Here is an 18,143-nt window from a genome sequence, read left to right on the forward strand (position 1 = left end):
CCGTGGTCTCGCCCGTCGATCCCTCCGGCACGGTGGCCCGCCTGACGGCGCTGCTGCGCCGCCGTGCCGGCGTGGGTGGCCGGCCTGCCGCCGCGGCCTCGGCGACCGATGTGCCGGGCGAGGTCGAGGCCACGCTCGGCGAACGGCTGCGCGCGGTGTCCCGCGACCATCCTCGCCGAGACCACGCGATGGCGCGGATCCTGGTCGAGACCCTGCTCACCGAGGAGTTCGGTGCCCGGGTGATGAACGAGCCCGCGTTCCAGTCCACCGTGGACGACGTGCTGCAGGCGATGACCGCCTCGCCGTCGCTGGCGGCCGACCTGGCGCGTGTCACCGAAGCCCTGAGCACGGAGTCGTTCGGACCTGATTTGTAAGTTGTTGTAACCGCCGCTAAACCGCTCGCGCGCCGTCTGGATAACCAGGACAGGAAAGCAATCAGCGCACAGGGAGCGGAGAACATGGTCGCAGTGGTGAGCGGTGCGGGTCTGGGCCTGTCCAACACGTCGAAGGAACTGGCGGGGGCCGCGGGCCAGCTCGGGCAGTCGGCGTTCGGGCGGGCCGGCGAATCGGTCAGTGTCAACGCGGCCACCGGCAACCTGATCATCCAGAACCGCGACGAGTTCGTCGTCGGCGTGGGCGACGACTTCAACCTGATCCGCACGTACAACAGCCTGGGCGGCTGGGATGGCGACAACGGGGACGGCTGGCGCGTCGGCTACTACCGCCGGGTCTCGGGCCTGACGGGCACGGTCAACACCGCGGGCAGCACCATCAAGCGCATTGACGCCGATGGGTTCGAGTCGACCTACACCTATTCGGGCGGGCGCTATGTCGGCAAGGACGGCAGTGGCGCGTTCGACTCGCTCACGTTCGCGTCCGGCAAGTGGACGTGGAAGGACGGGAATTCCGGCACGACGGAGACGTACGAGGAATCCCCGGCAGGCAGCGGTGCCTACCGCTTGATGTCGGTGCGGGACGTCGAGGGCAACCAGACGATGCTGGGGTACGACGGCACCGGGCTCCTCATGATGATGATGGAGCTGCCTGCGGGCTCGCAGTCGATGAGCAGCGCGCTTTCCTTCTCCTACGACAGCACGACGAAGCGCCTGATGGCGATCGCCGCGATGGCCCAGGACGCTTCGGGCGAAGCGTCTCGCATGCGCACGGTGTACGGGTACGACAGCAACGGTCGTCTGTCGTCCGTGACGACCATCCTCAACCCGGAGGACATGGACGCGTTCGACGGGCGCTCGTACCGGGTGGACTACGGCTACGACGCGTCAGGCCGTGTCACGTCCATCAAGCAGACCGACGGCACGGTGCTGACCATCGCGTACGACGCGTCGGGACGTGTGTCGCGGTACGCCGACGCGCTCGGCAACGGCTCGACCTTCACCTACGACACCGCGGCACGCACGACCACCATCGTCGACGCCAACAACCAGTCGACCGTGCTCAAGTACGACGCGGCACAGCGCCTGACCGAGGTGTCGGGCGCCGCCGCGGGCGGCAACGGCTACAAGCAGGTGCTGGCCTACGACGCCGACGGCAACCTCACGTCCGTGACCAACCCGGCGAACGAACAGACCGTGTCGGCCTACGACACCAACGGCAACCTGGTGCGGACCACGGACGCGGCGGGCAACGTGGTCGAGTTCGCGTACGACGCGGCGAACCACCTGGTGGCGCAGACCTCGTACACGGTGGCCGATCCCGATGGCGCGGCGGGTCCGGCACTGCCCGGCGGCGCGCTCAAGACGCAGTACCTGTACGAGTCGACCTCGACGAACCGGCTGCGCTTCACCATCAGCCCCGAAGGCCGCGTGACGGAACACCGGTACAACACGAAAGGTCAGCGCACCTCGAGCACGACGTACACGACAGCGACCTACACGGCCAAGCCGTCCCCGGTGCTGGCCGACCTCACCACGTGGGCGGGCGCACTGACCGTGACGGACCGCGCCGAGGCGCAGCAGCGGGAGTACACGTACGACGTGCTGGGCCAGCTGTCTTCATCGAAGACCTACGCGACCGCGAGCGTGAATGGCAGCACGGTGACCTACGGCACGGTGTCGGAGCAGCGCTACGTGTACGACGCCTTCGGCCGCCTGCTGCAGTCGATCGACGCGACCGGCGGCACCACCGCCTACGCCTACGACGGCATGGACCGGGTCACCTTCGTCCAGGATGCCCGGGGGCGTGTCACGACGTACAACTACGACGACGCGGGTGGCCGCATCGTCGTGCGCAATCCGGCGGACAACAGCGACGAGATCTCCGTCTACGACAAGGCCGGGCAGCTGGTCGCCAAGTCGTCCGGCACCAGCCTGCTGCCGGTGAGCTCCCGCCAATTCATCCAGGCGGGTTCGGCCGACTGGAGCGGCTACCAGGTTCCGGGCACGGGCCTCACGTTCTCGTCGTCCACCGGGGCGGTGCTCTCCACAGGCAATGCGGCAGCCACGGAGATCCGATCCATCACCGGCTCGCGCGTCTACCGTTTCGACAGCGGCATGGTGTTCTCGGCCAAGGTGTCGATGCCGGCACTGGCTGTGGGCCAGTCCTTCACGGTCGGCGCCGGGAACGCCACCGGCGCGCGCTATCACCGCGCGTTGGTCCGCGACGGCCAACTCTTCGTGCAGTTCTTCGAGAACGGCGAAGCGAAGGAGCTCCAGCTCTCCACCGCCGGCAAGCCGTTGCAGGCCGGTGTCACCTACCAGGTCGATGTCGAGACCGGCGACTTCGGTTCGGTGCTGTACGTCCACACCGGCGATCGCTCGACGGGCTTCGTGCACCGGGCCTCCGCCACAGACTGGGGTACCGCTCGCGCGGAGATCACGGCGCAGGATGCGCCGGGACTTGCCGTACAGCAGCTGCAGATCCAGTCGCTCTCGGAGCTCCGCCACGGCGGCGATGGTTCGGTGCTGTTGGACCAGGATTTCCGGTTGAGCCCCCTCGGCTTCTCCGGCTGGCCGGAGGAGGAGGGGCTGTTCTCCGCCGGTCTCAATGGCGTGGAAGTGCACTCGCAGGTGGCGGGGCTCTCCAATGCCGAGCACACCGTGACCGGCGACGCCATCCACCCGGTGACGAGCGGGTTCGGCGTCGTCTCCCGCTTCGAGATCACCACGGGCGTTGCGGCCGCGGGCCGCAACCTGCGCGTGGGTGTCGCGAGCACCGGCACGGGAACGGCCGCGCGCGCGCTGTCGGCCCGTTTCATCGACGGCGACCTCTACGCCGAATACCGCGACGCGGCCACGGGCAACTGGGTGCGCGTGAAGCTTTCGTCCGCCGGCAAGATGGTCGCCGACGGCCAGGCGTACGTGGTCGAGGTGCGCGCACTGGCCACCGGCGGCGCCCAGCTGTCGGTGTACCGCCAGGGCACCAGCGCGGCCGATCCGTCCGCGTTCAGCTACCAGATCGCCCAGCCGGTCTGGCCGGACCAGCGCGGCTTCATCACGGCGTTCGGTGACGCCGCGTCGCCGAGCACGATCACCACCATCAACCGGGTGCAGGAGGTGCAGGTCGTCGGCGCACCCGCGGCCGCGCTGCGCTCGAACTTCGCCTACGACAAGCTCGGACGCCTGCGGGCCGTCGTGGACGGCAACGGCCAGCGCAGCCATGTGCTCTACGACGCGGCCGGCCGCAAGGTCGCCGACATCGATGCGGTGGGGCGCTTCACCGAATACGTCTACGACGCCGCCGGCCGCCTCGTTCAGTCGGTCACCTACGCGACGCTCGTGGGCTCGACGCAGCTCGCCTCGCTGACCGACACCGCGGGGAACCCGGTGGACGTGGCGCTGTCTTCCGTGCGGCCGGCGCCGAAGGCCGCCGACGACCGCATCGTCACGCGCTACTACGACAAGGCCGGACGACTGCAGGGCACGCAGGACGGGCTGGGCTACCTGACCGAGAACGTGTACGACGGCGCAGGCCGCGTGCTCTCCACCATCGCCTATTCGAAGACCTCGGCGGTCGTGCGCATCGACACCAGCACGTCGAACCTCACGGCCACCCCGCCGGCGATGACGCGGCCCACGTCCGATGCGGTGAACGACCGCACGTCGCGCCTGTTCTACAGCGCCGACGGCCTGCTGCAGGGCACGCTGGACGCGGACGGCTACCTCGTCACGTACGAGTACGACGCGGCAGGCCGCAAGATCTCGGAGACGCGCTACGCCGAAGCGACCGAGGCCGCGAAGCGCACGGGCGACCTCTCGGCCATGCTGCCGACGAAGCGTCCCGGCGACCGCCGTTCGTTCTTGTTCTACGACAACGCGGGTCTCATCAGCGGCGGCATCGATGCCGACGGCTACCTGACCACCTACGGCTACGACGCGGCCGGCCGTGTGACCACGACCACCCGCTACCTCTCGACCGCACGCCTGCTGGTGACTGCCGGTGCGAACAACACCGGCATCCACCTCGCGCGAGCCGGGCTCACGCTCGCCTCGGTGATGCCCACGCTCACGACGAACGTCGTGACCACCCGCACCTACAACGCCGCTGGTGAACTCGTCCGCGAGGCCACGCCCGACGGGGCCGTGTCCCGTTTCGAGTACGACAGTAACGGTCGCCTGGTGGCGAGCTACCGCGGCCTCGAGGCTTCGCCTCGGGTCACCCGCGCGGAGTACGACGGCGCGGGCCAGCTGACCGCGGAGATCGACGGCCTGGGCAACCGGACCGTCCACGCCTACGACACCGCCGGACGCCGCATCAGCACGACCGACGCCCGCGGCAGCAAGACCTTCTTCTACTACGACGCCTCGGGCCTGCTGCGCTACAGCATCCTGCAGACCGCGCTCGGCGGCGAGGTCACCGCGCGCACCTACAACGAGCTGGGCCAGCTGCTCAAGCAGCCCATCGCCTATGCGAACCGGCTGAGCGTGGCCGACACCGCGGCGCTGACCGGGGGGCTCGTCAACCCCACGCTGACCGCCAAGGTGCAGGCCCTGGCCGACGCCACGCGCGACGCCAACATCACCTACGCCTACAACCGCCGTGGCGAACTGGTGACCGAGACGGACACCAGCGGCAACCGCACGTTCCACGAGTACACCGCCTTCGGCCAGCGCTCGCTCACCCTCGTGGAGCTGGGTTCGAGCAAGACGAACCAGACCGACTGGCGCTACGACCGCCGTGGCAACGTGGTGCGCGAGACCGTCGACCCGACACTGCTGAACCTCTACACGCTGCGCGAGTACGACGCGTTCGGACGCGAGGTCATGCGCCAGGACCAGACCGGCAACCGCACGACGACGCGGTACCTGCTCAACGACGGTGTGACCGACAGCGGACGCAAGGTGGTGGTGACCGATGCGGCGCTGGTGGGGCGCACGGTGGTCTACGACGCGCTGGACCGCACGATCCGCAGCATCGACGGCCTGGGCAACGCCACGACGTACGTGCACGACACCGCCGGCCGGAAGATGACGATGACGACCGCCGAGGGCGTGCGCACCGTGACCGAGTCCACCGCGGCGGGCGAGGTGTGGAAGTTCACCGACGGCAACGGCAACGTGCTGGAGTACTTCTACGATGCCAACGGCCGTGTGGTCCAGGTCAAGGACGCGCTGGACGGCATCGCGCAGAACACCTACGACGTGGCGGGCAACCTCGTCAAGACGGTCACCGGGCTCAAGTTCAACGGCGCCATCGCGCCGGTGGACGATGGCAGCGCCATCACCACGTCGTACACGTTCGACGCGGCCAACCGCGTGCTCACGAAGGTCGTCGATTCCGGCACCGGTGGCCTGAAGCTCACGTCCACCTACGAGTACGACGGCCGCGGCCGCCAGGTGCGCGAGGTCGATCCCAACGGCACGGTCACCACGAAGACGTTCTCGCCGCGCGGCTACCTCAGCCAGGTGACCGTCGACGACGTGGCCGGCGGGCTGCAGCTCAAGACGACGTACAGCTACGACACGGCCGGCCGCGTGCTGACCGTGGCCGAAGGCAATGCGTCCACCGTGACGCGCACGACGAAGTACGTGTACGACGCCGCGGGCCGGCGCACGCAGGAGATCGTCGATCCCACGGGGCTCGACCTGCGGACGACGTACATGTACGACGCCGCGGGGCGTGTCGTGCTGAAGCGCGACACGCTGGGCCACGGCACCCGCTATGTCTACGACACGCTGGGCCGGCTCGAGTACGAGGTCGACAGCACCGGGGCGGTGACGCAGCACCTCTACGACGTGGAGGGCCACGAGACCGGCAAGCGCACCTATGCCAAGCGGCTCGCGGAGAACCATGCGGCGCGGGTGTGGTTCGAGCAGGGCACCAACAGCGACATCCACACGCTCCTGGGCACGTTCGACGCCGGTGACGTGGTCACGGCGACCGTCCGGTTCAAGGGGGACACGAACGTCTACGGGCGCATGTTCCTCGGCGACGCGGACGGCGCGGACCCGTACGACAACGACATCGTGACCTCTACGTACGGCACGCGCGACGCGGACGGCTGGCAGACGCTCACGCTGACGTGGACGATGAGCCATGCCGACCGCATGTGGCTCTACGTCTATGGTGGCGGAGGCCAGCCGGGCGACGCCCTGCTGTACGACTCGTTCAAGGTGACGAGTGTCAAGAAGGGGCAGGTGCTCGTCGACGACATGGAGGGTTCGTCGCCGGTCGTCGCCAGCAACGGTGGCGGCACCACGTGGGGCTACCACGGCGCGCAGAGCCAGCAGGTCCAGTCCGACATCGTGCTGAACCCGACGCTGCTGACCGACGCGCAGATCCGCGCGGCGGTGGGCACGCTCGCGACCGCAGCCGACCACGTCACCCAGGCGGCTTACGACAAGGACGGCCGCGTCCGCTTCACGGTGGATGCCAAGGGCGGGCTCACCGAGGTCCGCTACACGAAGACCAACCAGGTCGCGGAAAAGATCCGCTACGCCACGCCGTTCACCGGCACGCCGTCGGCGACGATGACGCCGGCGACGAGTTCGATGGACCAGAGCACGTACACGGTGTACGACGTGCTGGGCCGGCCGCGCTTCGTGGTCGATGCGAAGAACTACGTCACCGAAAGCCGGTACGACCGCCAGGGCCACGTCGTGGCGACGATGGCCTATGCCACGCCGCTCTCGGCCCGCCCGACGCCGATCAACGGCAGCACTCTGAACGAGGTTCTGTCGAAGCTGCCGTCCGAGGACCGGGTCACGTACTACGCGTACGACGCCGCCGGCCGGCTCGCCTTCCAGCAGGACGGGGAAGGCTACGTCACCGAGTACCAGTACGACGCATCGGGCCGCGTGACCCGGACGTTGCGGTACGACACCCCGTCCACGCTCGAGGGCACGCCGCCGAGCCTCGCCCAGTTCGTGGCCGCCACCCGCAAGGTGACCACGTTCGGCAGCGGCCTGGAAGGCTACGCCGGCGCCGCGGGTGTCTTGGAGAACGGACAGCTCAAGCTCGTCTCCACGCCGACGGCCGGTGGGACCTGGGCCGGCTCGAACGGCTCGCGTTCGTTGCCGCCGGGCAGTTCGTTCAAGTACGACGTGACCCCGGTCCAGCTGCAGCAGGCGCTCCACCTGACGGTCGAGTCGGTCACGGGCGTCTACTCCCGGCTGGCGCTGATCCTGAACGGCGATGGCAGCATCGTTGCCCAGACCTACTTCGGCACGGACGGCAGGGCCGAGGTGATCGGCACCTATGTGCCGGGGAAAACCTACGTCGTCGAGTTCACGACCACGGCGAAGGACGCCGTGGCCTACTTCTACGAGCAGGGCAAGTCGCGCGACTCGGGGCTGATCTACCGCAGCCTGCCCGCGCTCGGATGGACGAGCCTGCGTCCGACGTTCGCAACCAGCATCCATCCGACGCTGGCGGGGACCACCTACGCCTACGTCGACAACATCGAGGAACGCGCCGCCTCGGTGACCACGGCGAGCTACGACGCCGCCGGCCGCCTGGTGCGGTCGGTGTCGGCCGACGGCGTGGTCACGGCCCGCGGCTACGACGCCGTGGGCCGCGAGACCGACGTCACATACGCCGCGGGTCGTCCCGAGGCCACGACCACCCACCGCGTGTTCGACGGCGGCGGCCGCATGGTCGAGGAGACGAGCGCCTACAACACCGCGGTGGCGTCGACCACCCGGTACCGCTACGACGGCAACGGCCGCCTCATCGCAAAGACCGACCCCGTCGGCGTGGCCGACTCGCTGACGAAGACCACCGAGGCCGACCGCGTGGCGGCGCTCGCGAGGTACACCACCCGCTACGGCTACGACGCCGTGGGCAACCTCGTCACCACGATCGACCCGCTGGGCGCGATCACGATGGTCGACTACGACGTGTTCGGCAACGCGGTGCGCAAGACCGATCCGCGCGGCTTTGTCACGTCGATGCACTACGACAAGCGCAACCAGCTCGAGCAGCTGGTCGACGCCGAGCGCTACCTGACCGTCAACGCGTACGACGCGTTCGGCAACCTCACTCGCACCGACAAGTACGCGCAGCGCGTGGAGCGTCCGCTGGACGGCCGTGTGACCGTGCTCGCCGCGGGCAGTGCGGCACCGGCCAGCGGCGCCTACCTGATCGCCGTGGCGGCGCAGACGCAGTCGACGGTGTACGAGTACAACCTGCGCAACCAGCAGTGGAAGGTCACCGACGCCGAGGGCAATGCCGAGTCGAAGTCGCACAACGCGTTCGGTGAGGCGAAGAGCAGCACCAACCGGCTCGGCGGCACGGCGACCTTCGTGTACGACCGGCTGGGACGCCTCGTTTCGGAAACCCTGCCCAAGGTGATGATCGACGGCGCCGAAGTCGCCGTCGTCAACCAGCACGCGTACGACGCGAACGGCAACCGCATCCGCACGATCGAGGCCTTGGGTCGTCCCGAGCAGCGCACCACGACCTATCAATACGATGCGATGGGGCGGGTGACGCGCGAGACCGGCGAGACGATCCAGATCTACCTCCATGGGGTGGGCACGTCGTCGGTGGCGCCCACGAAGTCCACGGTGTACGACGCGCTGGGCCGTGCCGTGCTGATGGTGGACGCCAACGGCGCGAGGGTGATGAACTGGTACGACGCGCTGGGGCGCCGGACCGCGGAGCTGCTCGAAGCGGCCGCGGGTGCCGGGGGACAGCTCAAGACGTTCACCTACGATGCCGCCGGTCGCGTGCTGAGCGTGTCGGCCTACGAGACCCTGGTGGCCATCCCGGCATCTCCGGGGGGCGCGGCGCCGGCGCCGGTGAACCCGGCCAAGGTTCGAACCACGTGGTTTACCTTCGACGGGGCGGGACGCCAGCTCACCGAGGAGGTCCGGAACATCCTCGTCGGAGCCTACCGTTCGGACCCGGACCAGTACGACATCTTCAACGCCAACCTGACGGTCACGAAGACCTACGACGCGGCCGGCAACGCGGTGCGGGAGACCGACCGCCGGGGCAGCCACGCGTACACGTACTACGACGGCCTCGGGCGCAAGGTGCTGCAGGTGGACCGCGAGAACTACGTGACGCGGTGGAGCTACACCGACAACACCGTGACCGAGCGGCGGTACGCGACGCCGGTGGCGGGCGCGGGCATCGGGTCCGACCCCGCGGCGCTCGTGTCCGGGCTCGACAACGGCGCCGACCGCATCAAGGTGCTGGTGCTGGACCGGCTGGGGCGCACGGTGGAGGAGCGTGTCCTCAACGTGGTGTACGGCCAGATCGACAACGCGGCAACGGGGACCTACGCCGAACGCACCGGCGAGGCGATCACGCGGCGGACGTTCGATGCGCTGGGCAACGTCAAGACGCAAGTGGATGCGGACGGCCGGGTCTCGGAGTTCGACTACGACAAGCTCGGTCGCCAGATCTACGTCGGATCGGGTGCGTTCACCGGCGCCTCCGGCAGCACGGTCCAGCAGCGCAAGCTGATCGAGTACAACGGCCTCGGGCTCGTCACGAAGGAAACGCTGCTCGACGCCAACGAAGCCACGACGTCGGGCGACCGCGTCACCCTGTTCTTCTACAACAAGCAGGGGCAGCGCGTGCGGGTCACCGATCCGGGTGCGTCGGTCGACTACGCCTTCGACGCCACGGGCAACCTCACCTACACGATGCGCCAGGTGCGCGATGCCGACAACGTGGTGTCATGGCAGGGCGAGGTCATGCAGTGGGACTACCTCGGCCACGAGGTGTCGCGGCAGGACGCCTGGGCGCCGATCAACGCGCAGGGTGTGACGGGCGCCTTCTCCTACGGCGAGCGCAAGGAGGTCCGCTACAACGCCTACGGCGAGGTCACCGGCAAGCGCACGGGTGGTGGGGGGGCGACGGTCGCGTGGCAGGAGTGGGCCGAGTTCGACGCCGCGGGCCGCATGGTGCGGGGCGTGTCGGGCGACGGTGTCGCGAAGTTCTACCTCTACGACCAGAACGGCAACGCGACGCTGACGTTCGAGAGCACCGGTGTCGCCGACTTCAGCCAGGCGAACTTCACGCTGGACCAGGCACGTGCGTCGGGTGCGGCGCTCAACATCTCCGTCTACGACCGGCGCGACCAGATCGTCCGCCACATCCAGCCGAACTTCACGATCCAGAACGTCCTTGCGCGCATCGACCGGCAGACCACCGACGTCGTCGGCGGCACGCTGTACGTGGGCTCCACCGCGTCGCCGCAGAAGTCGACGACGCTGGCGGTCGCGCCGCAGGGCGGCACCGTGGCGCTGGGCCACGTGCATGCGACGAGCGTGCCCGCGGGCACCAGCCTGGCGGTCAGCCTGAACGTCACGGTGAAGGCGGAGATCACGAACTCGTACGGTGGCACGTACCTGACCCACGTCGGCGTGCTGAAGACGACCGTGAGCTCGCTCACGGTGCCGCTGCCGAACCTCGGGTGGTACGGCACGGGCGACTACCAGGTCGAATACAGCGACTCGTCCGGCGTGAGCCTGACGGTGCGGGTCTCGTCGGGCTCCACGCAGGCGACGCTGAACCTGCCCACGCCCGGGGCGGGAAACTACACGATCAAGATCTCGAAATGGCTGAACGGGTCGGTGATCGTGCCGATCGTGTCGGGGAGCGGGACGCTCGCCCCGCCGGCCTCGTGGTCCGGCTCGACGGTGCCGGCCACGCGCACGGGTCCGCAATACCTGAACCTCTCGCCACCGGCCCTGGAGCAGTTCCATCTGGCCGGCCAGCCGGACGGCGCGCAGACCATGAAGTTCGAGATCCAGGCGCCGGGCTCGTCGACCTGGGTGGAACGACCGGCCGGGCGTGTCGGTGTCTCGGAGGGCTGGTTCCTCGTGAGTTCGGCGGGGTGGGCGGACGGGGTCTACAAGTACCGCTACACCGCCTACGACGGCGCAGGCACGGCCGTCAACACGGCGAACGGCGAGCTGACCGTCGCGGGCGGGCATGCGCGGGCCATCGCCCAGGCGGCCCTCGTGGGCGGCTCCACCGAGGTTTCGGGTGTGGGCGGGGACGGCACCGGCATCATCAGCTTCACGCCGGGCGTGACACCGGTCGGTACCTCGGGAGGGGCGACCGTGACCGGGACGCTGCTGGGCCGCAGGGAAGTCTATGTCGACCGGTCGGAGTCGATCGGAACGCAGGGTCCCAGAGCCTACGGCCACTACCGCTTCAAGGTCTCGACGGTCCAGGTGAACCTGCCGGCCTGGAACGGTCCGGCTCCGGCGCGATACCGTGTCGAGTTCACCGGCACCAACGACCTCGGCCAGCCGATCTCCATGCGCACCGGGTATCAGACCCCGCCGCAGTCGGGGCCCACGCCGCCCCTGGACGTAGTGGTCAACAGCGGCGTCCTGGGCACCTACACCATTCGCGTGTTCGCCGAATGGGGGGGAGGCGAGAGGCTGCTGGCCCAGGGCACGGGCAGCGTGCCGGCGGGCGGGGACTGGTACAGCGGCGGGAACTACTACAACCCGGGCACCATCTTCGACCAGGGGGCTGCGTCGCAAGCCCTCGGCAATGTCGTCACCACGGCCATCCCGGCGCAGTGGCTGATCTCCGCGCCGGTGGCCGGCGAGAACAGGGTCGACACCGTGTCGGTGGCCTATCGGCCGTCCGGATCGTCGGCACCGTACACGGTCGTGACGGCCGCGAACAGGAGTGTCTACAACTCCGACGCGATCACCCTCGATCCCGCCTACCTCGGCATGGCGGCGAATACGCAGTACGAGGTGGTGATCCTGACGTCGGGCCTCACCCCGGACAACACCAGCCGGCGGATCAGGTCCCGTCAGATCGGTTCGTTCTACTCGGGCCAGCCGCCTTCGGCGAGCCTGGCGTCGGCGAACCTGGCCAACGGCGGTTTCACCGTGATGCGGGCCGCAGGCAGTTCGCGGGTGCTGGACTTCTTCGATCTCGGCCGGGTGGGCTCGGGCGGGACGACGGTGACCTCCGCCACGCTGCGGTACCGGGTGAAGGGCAGCACGGGGGCCTGGTCCGCGCCGGCGGGGCTGCCGCCGCGCTCCGAACTCGCCAACGGTGCGTTCTCGTGGGACTGGACCGGGCTGGCCGGCGGAAAGTACGACTTCGTGGTGGAGGGCTTCAACGCCAGCGGCGGTGCCGTGACCCGAGTCGCCGGTTCGGTCGATCTCGGCGCTGCACCGCAGGTCACCGGCTACCAGACCTTCGGCACCTCGGCGTCGGACGTGACGATCTCCGGGCAGCCCGCTTCGGCTCGGTCGGTGGTGCTGCGCTGGACCTACAAGGGCATGAGCGGCACGAACTCGGCGCCGGGGGGCACCAGCGGAAGTGCCTTGCTCGAAACGCAGGTTAAATCGGATGGGAGCCTGGTGTACGTCTGGCACGCGAAGGACCAGGTGCCGGACCTCCTCGGGAACTTCCTCTACGAATACACGGTCGAGGCGTACACCGGTACCGATGGCACCGGCCAGCTCGTCAACAAGGCGACCGGCCAGGTCTGGCTCGGCGTGGATGCCCGCGAGGCGGTGACCGGGCAGGTGGAGCGTTCCCCCACCAAGGTCACTTTCGTGCCGCCCGCCGGCGTTCCGGCGAACGCGGTCCTTCGCCTGCGCTACCGCACCAAGGCGTCCGATGATGCGTCCGCCACCGCGGTGGACGACCAGCTCGGCTCGGCGACGCGTCCGTACAAGGACGTGGCGCCGCCGCCGCAACTCATCAACGGACAGTGGATCTGGGATGCCACTGCCATCAACACCGGCACGCCGCAGCTGTACGAGTACGTGGCGGAGTACGTCGACCCGCAAGGCAATGCGTCGGGCCGGAGCACCGGCACCTTCCGCATCGGCGACAGCGCGCCGGCGGGTGTGGTGCAGCTGCGCGCGACGTACAGCCTGGGCAACTCCGAGGGCATCTTCATTTCCCGCTCGCAGGCCTACAACGCGTTCGGCGAAGTCCGCTACGAGGTGGACGGCCGCGGCAACCGCCGTGACGTGAGCTACAACACGCTGGGCCTGCTGACGGAGAAGCTCGACGCCGAGGTGGCGGTGACCGCCCAGAACGGCTACGTCAGCACGGCACGCGCCGCCACGCGCCAGCTCTACAGTCTGGGCGGGCTGCTGGTGCGGCAGACCGATGCCAACGGCAACACCACGAGCTTCGGCTACGCGGCCAACGGCAACGGGGCCGAGGACGGCAACGCGCTGCTGCTCTGGGAGCATCACGCCGACAACGGCCGCAAGGTGATGGCGTACGACGAGTTCGGCTTGATGCGCACGCAGGAGAACGAACTCCACCAGGTCACGCGCTTCGACTACGACGAGGTGGGACGCCTCCAGACACTGACGCGGCCTGCCCGTGAGGCCGGCACCCCGGGTGTCACGGCCGCGCCGCCGAAGCAGACCTACCGGTACGACTCGTTCAATCGGCGGATCGCCGTCGTCAACGAGGTGAACGTCACGTCGAAGACCTTCTATGACGCGGCAGGCCGCGTGCGCAAGACGGTCGACGGCGACAACATCGCGACCACCGTGGACTACACGTACGTCGCGGCCATCACCGGCGTGGGCGGCTACCAGGTCGGCGGATGGCGCCGCGTGACGACGATCGCGGCAGGTACCGTCGACGCCAAGACGATGACCGAGGACAACGACTACTTCGGCCACAACGTCGCGCGCGCCGACTTCGGCAACCACACCTTCACCTATGTGTACGACCTCGCCGGCCACCTGAAGCTGCAGACCGGCTCCAGCGGCCAGAACATCAGCTACGACTACTACGCGAACGGCTACATCAAGGAGATCCGCGACAACGCGCTCGGTGTGGTCACGAGCTTCACCTACGACAAGGACGGCAACCGCACCAGCGAGTTCTACCGCAGCATCGTCACCGCGTTGCGTCCCGTCGAGGACGTCTACGAGCAGAGCATCGCCGAGTACGACGCGATGAACCGCGTCAAGTCGGTGCACAGCACGGCCATGTCCTTCACGGCGGACATCAACTACGAATACGACGCCGTGAGCAACGTGCGCCGCATCCGTTCGGAGTACCGCGACGGCCAGAACGGCGGCACGCGTGTCCAGGACCTCTGGTACGCGTACGACAAGATGAACCGCTTCACGGTGACCCAGGGCACGCTTTCGCTCAACGGGGGGGTGACCGACCGTTCCCAGCTTTCGTCCGCCAGCGACACCCGTGGCGCGGTCGTGATGGGGGCCAACGGCATCTTCATCGGCTACAACGCGGCCGGCCAGCGCACGATGGCGACCTATGGCGACAAGTCGGCGACTGCGCAGACCGGTGACAGCTTCACGGGCTACAGCAACGACGGTCACACGGAGACCTACACCTACACGACCGACGGCTACCTGGAGAACGTCTACCTCAGCGATGGGCGGCGTTCAACCCGGAAGAATGACGCGGCGGGCCGTGTCGTGGAAGTGGCCAACTTCAAGACGGTGAACGGTGCGGAGGTCTGGCTGGACACCAAGTCGACGGTCTACGCCAACAACAACAGCGTGAACACGGTCACGTTCGAGAAGGCCGGTACCGAGTACTACCGGAGCATCACGACGAACACGAATGCGAAGGACGGCACGTTGACGCAGTCGGTGGAAACGACGCTCAACGGATCCCAGGCGGGCCCCACCACGATCACGAACTACAAGTACGTGTGGTGGGACGGCGCGCGCCAGACGAGCATCAAGAACCAGGCCTCCGCGCAGGGCGTCGAGAACTGGGCGCCCGGGTTCAGCGAGTTCGAGTACGACGTCAACGGGCACACCAAGTCGGTCACGGACAACACCGGCAGCCAGCCCGGCATGCCGCGCAAGCTGACCTACGTCAACGACGCGCAGGGCCAGGTCCTGCGCCGCGATGAACTGGTGAGCGGCGAGCTGCACCGCTGGCGGCAGTACTACTACCTCGACGGCAAGCGCATCGGCGACGTCTCCAACGATGGCCCGTCGCGCGAGGACTACGCGCAAGCCATGAACGCGCAGCAGGACCGCCGCACCACCGAGGAACGCTACCGCGACTGGAAGCCGATCTACTCGGCCGACTTCGACCAGAACTACGAACCCATCACGCCGGACAACCCCGGCCCGGTGAGTTCGAGCTACTCCGCCCAGAAGGGCGACACGCTGCAGGCCATCGCCGCCGCGGTGTGGGGCGACAGCCAGATGTGGTACCTGATCGCCGACGCGAACGGCCTGACGGGCAACGAGGTGCTCGTCGAAGGCCAGGTGCTCGTGATCCCGAACAAGGTCACGAACATCCACCACAACGCGTCGACGCGCCGCGTCTACAACGCGGGTGAAGCCCTGGGCAACACCTCGCCGACGCTGCCGGCGGCGCCGCCGCCGCCTGCGGCGGACAAGGGGTGCGGGGTGATCGGGACGATCATCATCATCATCGTTGCGGTGGTGGTGACGTACTTCACTGCGGGGGCGGCTTCCGGGTTGTTCGGCACCGCCGCAGGCGCAGGGGGCGGGGCTGCTGGCGGCGCTGCTGCAGGTACGGCGGCGGGCGCTGCCGGGGCAGGTACCGCAGCGGGAGCGGGGGCCGCGGCAGGAGCTGGTGCTGCTGCGGCGGGGGCAGGAACCGCCGTCACGGTGGGTTCTGTTGCAAGTGCAGCGGCAGCAGGCGCCATTGGGGCCGCTGCGGGGTCCATCGCGAGCCAGCTCGTGGGCATGGCGATCGGCATGCAGGACAAGTTCAGCTGGAATGCGGTCGGGCAAGCCGCCCTCGGCGGAGCCATCTCCGGTGGCATCGGCAACATCAACGCCGGTGGCGGCGCCCTTCGGGCTGCGGCCAATGGCGCCATGTCGGCGGGTTTGAATCTCGCGATTCGTGGTGACTGGAGCTGGCGTCAGGTCGCCGGCGCAGCGGTGGGCGCAGCGGCATCCGCCCAACTCGCTCGCACCGTCGGCTACCAGCTCTTCGACGGTTCCGACTTTGGAAAGACCACGGGTCAATACGTCGGGCAATTTGCTGGGGCGGTCGCGAGCAGTCGCGTGATTCAAGGAAAGGTGGACTATCGGAGTGCGTTCGCGCAGACGCTGGGGTATGCGCTGGGTGATGGAGTCGCTAGCGTGTTGGGAGCCGAGGCGGCTGGGCGGCGATTTGGTAGCGCGTTGCGTAACAGCATTGTGAGCCAAAGCCAGCCGAAGCCAACGGTGGGCTCTGGCGTGGCGCTCAACTCCGGAACGGCAGAAGGCAGGGGGCCGCAGTACAGCTTCAATGAGGCGCCATTGCCAACCGATTACAGCTTGACCAGCGATGATCCAGTGCGAGTCAGCTCGGGCGGCGTTGACTCGCGGCCTGTGGATAGCAGGGACTCTCAGGGTAGAAAAGAGCAACTCGCTCGAATGATGCGGCTTGCCAATGAGCCTGACGCGCTTGGCTCCGTGGGCACCCCGTTCCGGGTGGAAATATCAGGTGTCGGTTCCACCGACCCGGACGACTACAACGCACAGGTCGTCTGGTTCGCGAACAAACGAGGCGAAGACCTCGCTCCGACCGTAGCCAACGCGGCGCGGCTGCGTCTGGCGCCCTTGGACGAAGGACTGTCGGGTGTTGAACTGGCGCAGCGCTTTGGTCGCGGGTTTGTCGGGGCGCTTGAGGCCGTAACGATTGAACCTGTACGTCAAGTTCGGGACCTGGGGATGGGACTGGCCTCAGTGACCTATAACGAATGGCTTCGCAGCGACGGGGACGCGCATTGGCTCCCCGAGATGAAGAGCGGAATGGCCCAGGCATATGCCAACGGCGCATCGCATGCACGGCTGCTGATGCAGTCCAATCCGCTAACTGGTGTTGGCGTTCTGAGCTACGACTTGACAACGGCGTTGATGAACGGTGATTGGGGCGCCGTCGCCGAGATGGGCGGCGGCGTGCTCGGGGGCTTCGCAATTGGCAAGGCGACATCGACCTATGGTGGCTACGGAGTACGCTGGGCGCCCGGGGACATCGGCGCGATGCCGACACTAGTGCAGTCACAGCGCGGGGCGACTTCGCTTCTGAATTTCGAGTTCGTTCGTCCCACGCCGAGATTCACCTCGGAAGGGCTACAGATTCCCTTCGGATTCAAGAGCGAACAGGAGTTCTTGGACTTCTCGTCCGCGCTGCATAATGGTTTGCCGGCTGGCGTGGAGGTGGTATTTCAAGGAAGCTCGGTCACTGGCGTAAAGGGAGCATCGAGTGGAGGCATCAAAGCAGGTACTCCGTTCGACAAAGGACGTCGCAGCGATTTCGACATTGGGCTCATCAGCGAAGACCTCGCCACGCAGGCCTCACTGTTGGAAGGCATGCGGATAAAAACACTGCCGACCAGACTTGGGCCGCTGGATGCGACAAGTTCGACTCAACTTGGACTGGGAAATCTCGCGGAGAGACTAAGCCTTCAAGCCAAGCGCCCCGTCAATTTCGTGCTGTACGACAGTAGGGAGGGGGCGTTCTCACAACCCTCGCTGTTCATTCCGAAGCCCCCTCGCTAAAACTCAATTGGACAAAAGATGTGGAAAGACGTGGTTACTTGCTTGGCGAGCGTTGGCAAAGTCCTGGCTCAGTGGCGACTAGCTTCTGGCGCAAAGTTCTTTATGTACGTTCCGGCTGTGCCGGACATAGGAGCCGAAACGCTGCGGTCTGATTCGGACGTACGCTTTGAAGAGCTGGTACAGGTGGACATCATGCGGATAGTCCCATTGGGTGGGTTAACGGCCACAAATGACGTGGAGGCTTGCCGACGCGCATTGGTGCCGATTCCC

Annotated in this window: 2 protein-coding genes; both read left to right on the plus strand. The window is 67.7% G+C overall.

What is annotated here, in order from left to right; genetic code table 11:
• Positions 1-2 precede the first annotated feature (2 nt).
• Positions 3-374 (plus strand): hypothetical protein, encoded by a 372-nt coding sequence (locus A4W93_RS05220; RefSeq protein WP_085749605.1) that lies wholly within the window; start codon positions 3-5, stop codon positions 372-374.
• 84 nt (positions 375-458) lie between these two features.
• Positions 459-17,873 carry a LysM peptidoglycan-binding domain-containing protein gene (locus A4W93_RS05225; RefSeq protein WP_085749606.1) on the plus strand — a complete coding sequence of 5,805 codons (17,415 nt, stop codon included), beginning with the start codon at positions 459-461 and terminating at the stop codon, positions 17,871-17,873.
• Positions 17,874-18,143 lie beyond the last annotated feature (270 nt).

The sequence above is a fragment of the Piscinibacter gummiphilus genome (genome assembly GCF_002116905.1).
GTDB classification, from domain to species: Bacteria; Pseudomonadota; Gammaproteobacteria; order Burkholderiales; family Burkholderiaceae_C; genus Rhizobacter; species Rhizobacter gummiphilus.

Bases quoted from the DNA above. Each gene is read 5' to 3' on its own strand.
- A4W93_RS05225 (WP_085749606.1), top strand. From the start codon at position 459: ATGGTCGCAGTGGTGAGCGGTGCGGGTCTGGGCCTGTCCAACACGTCG.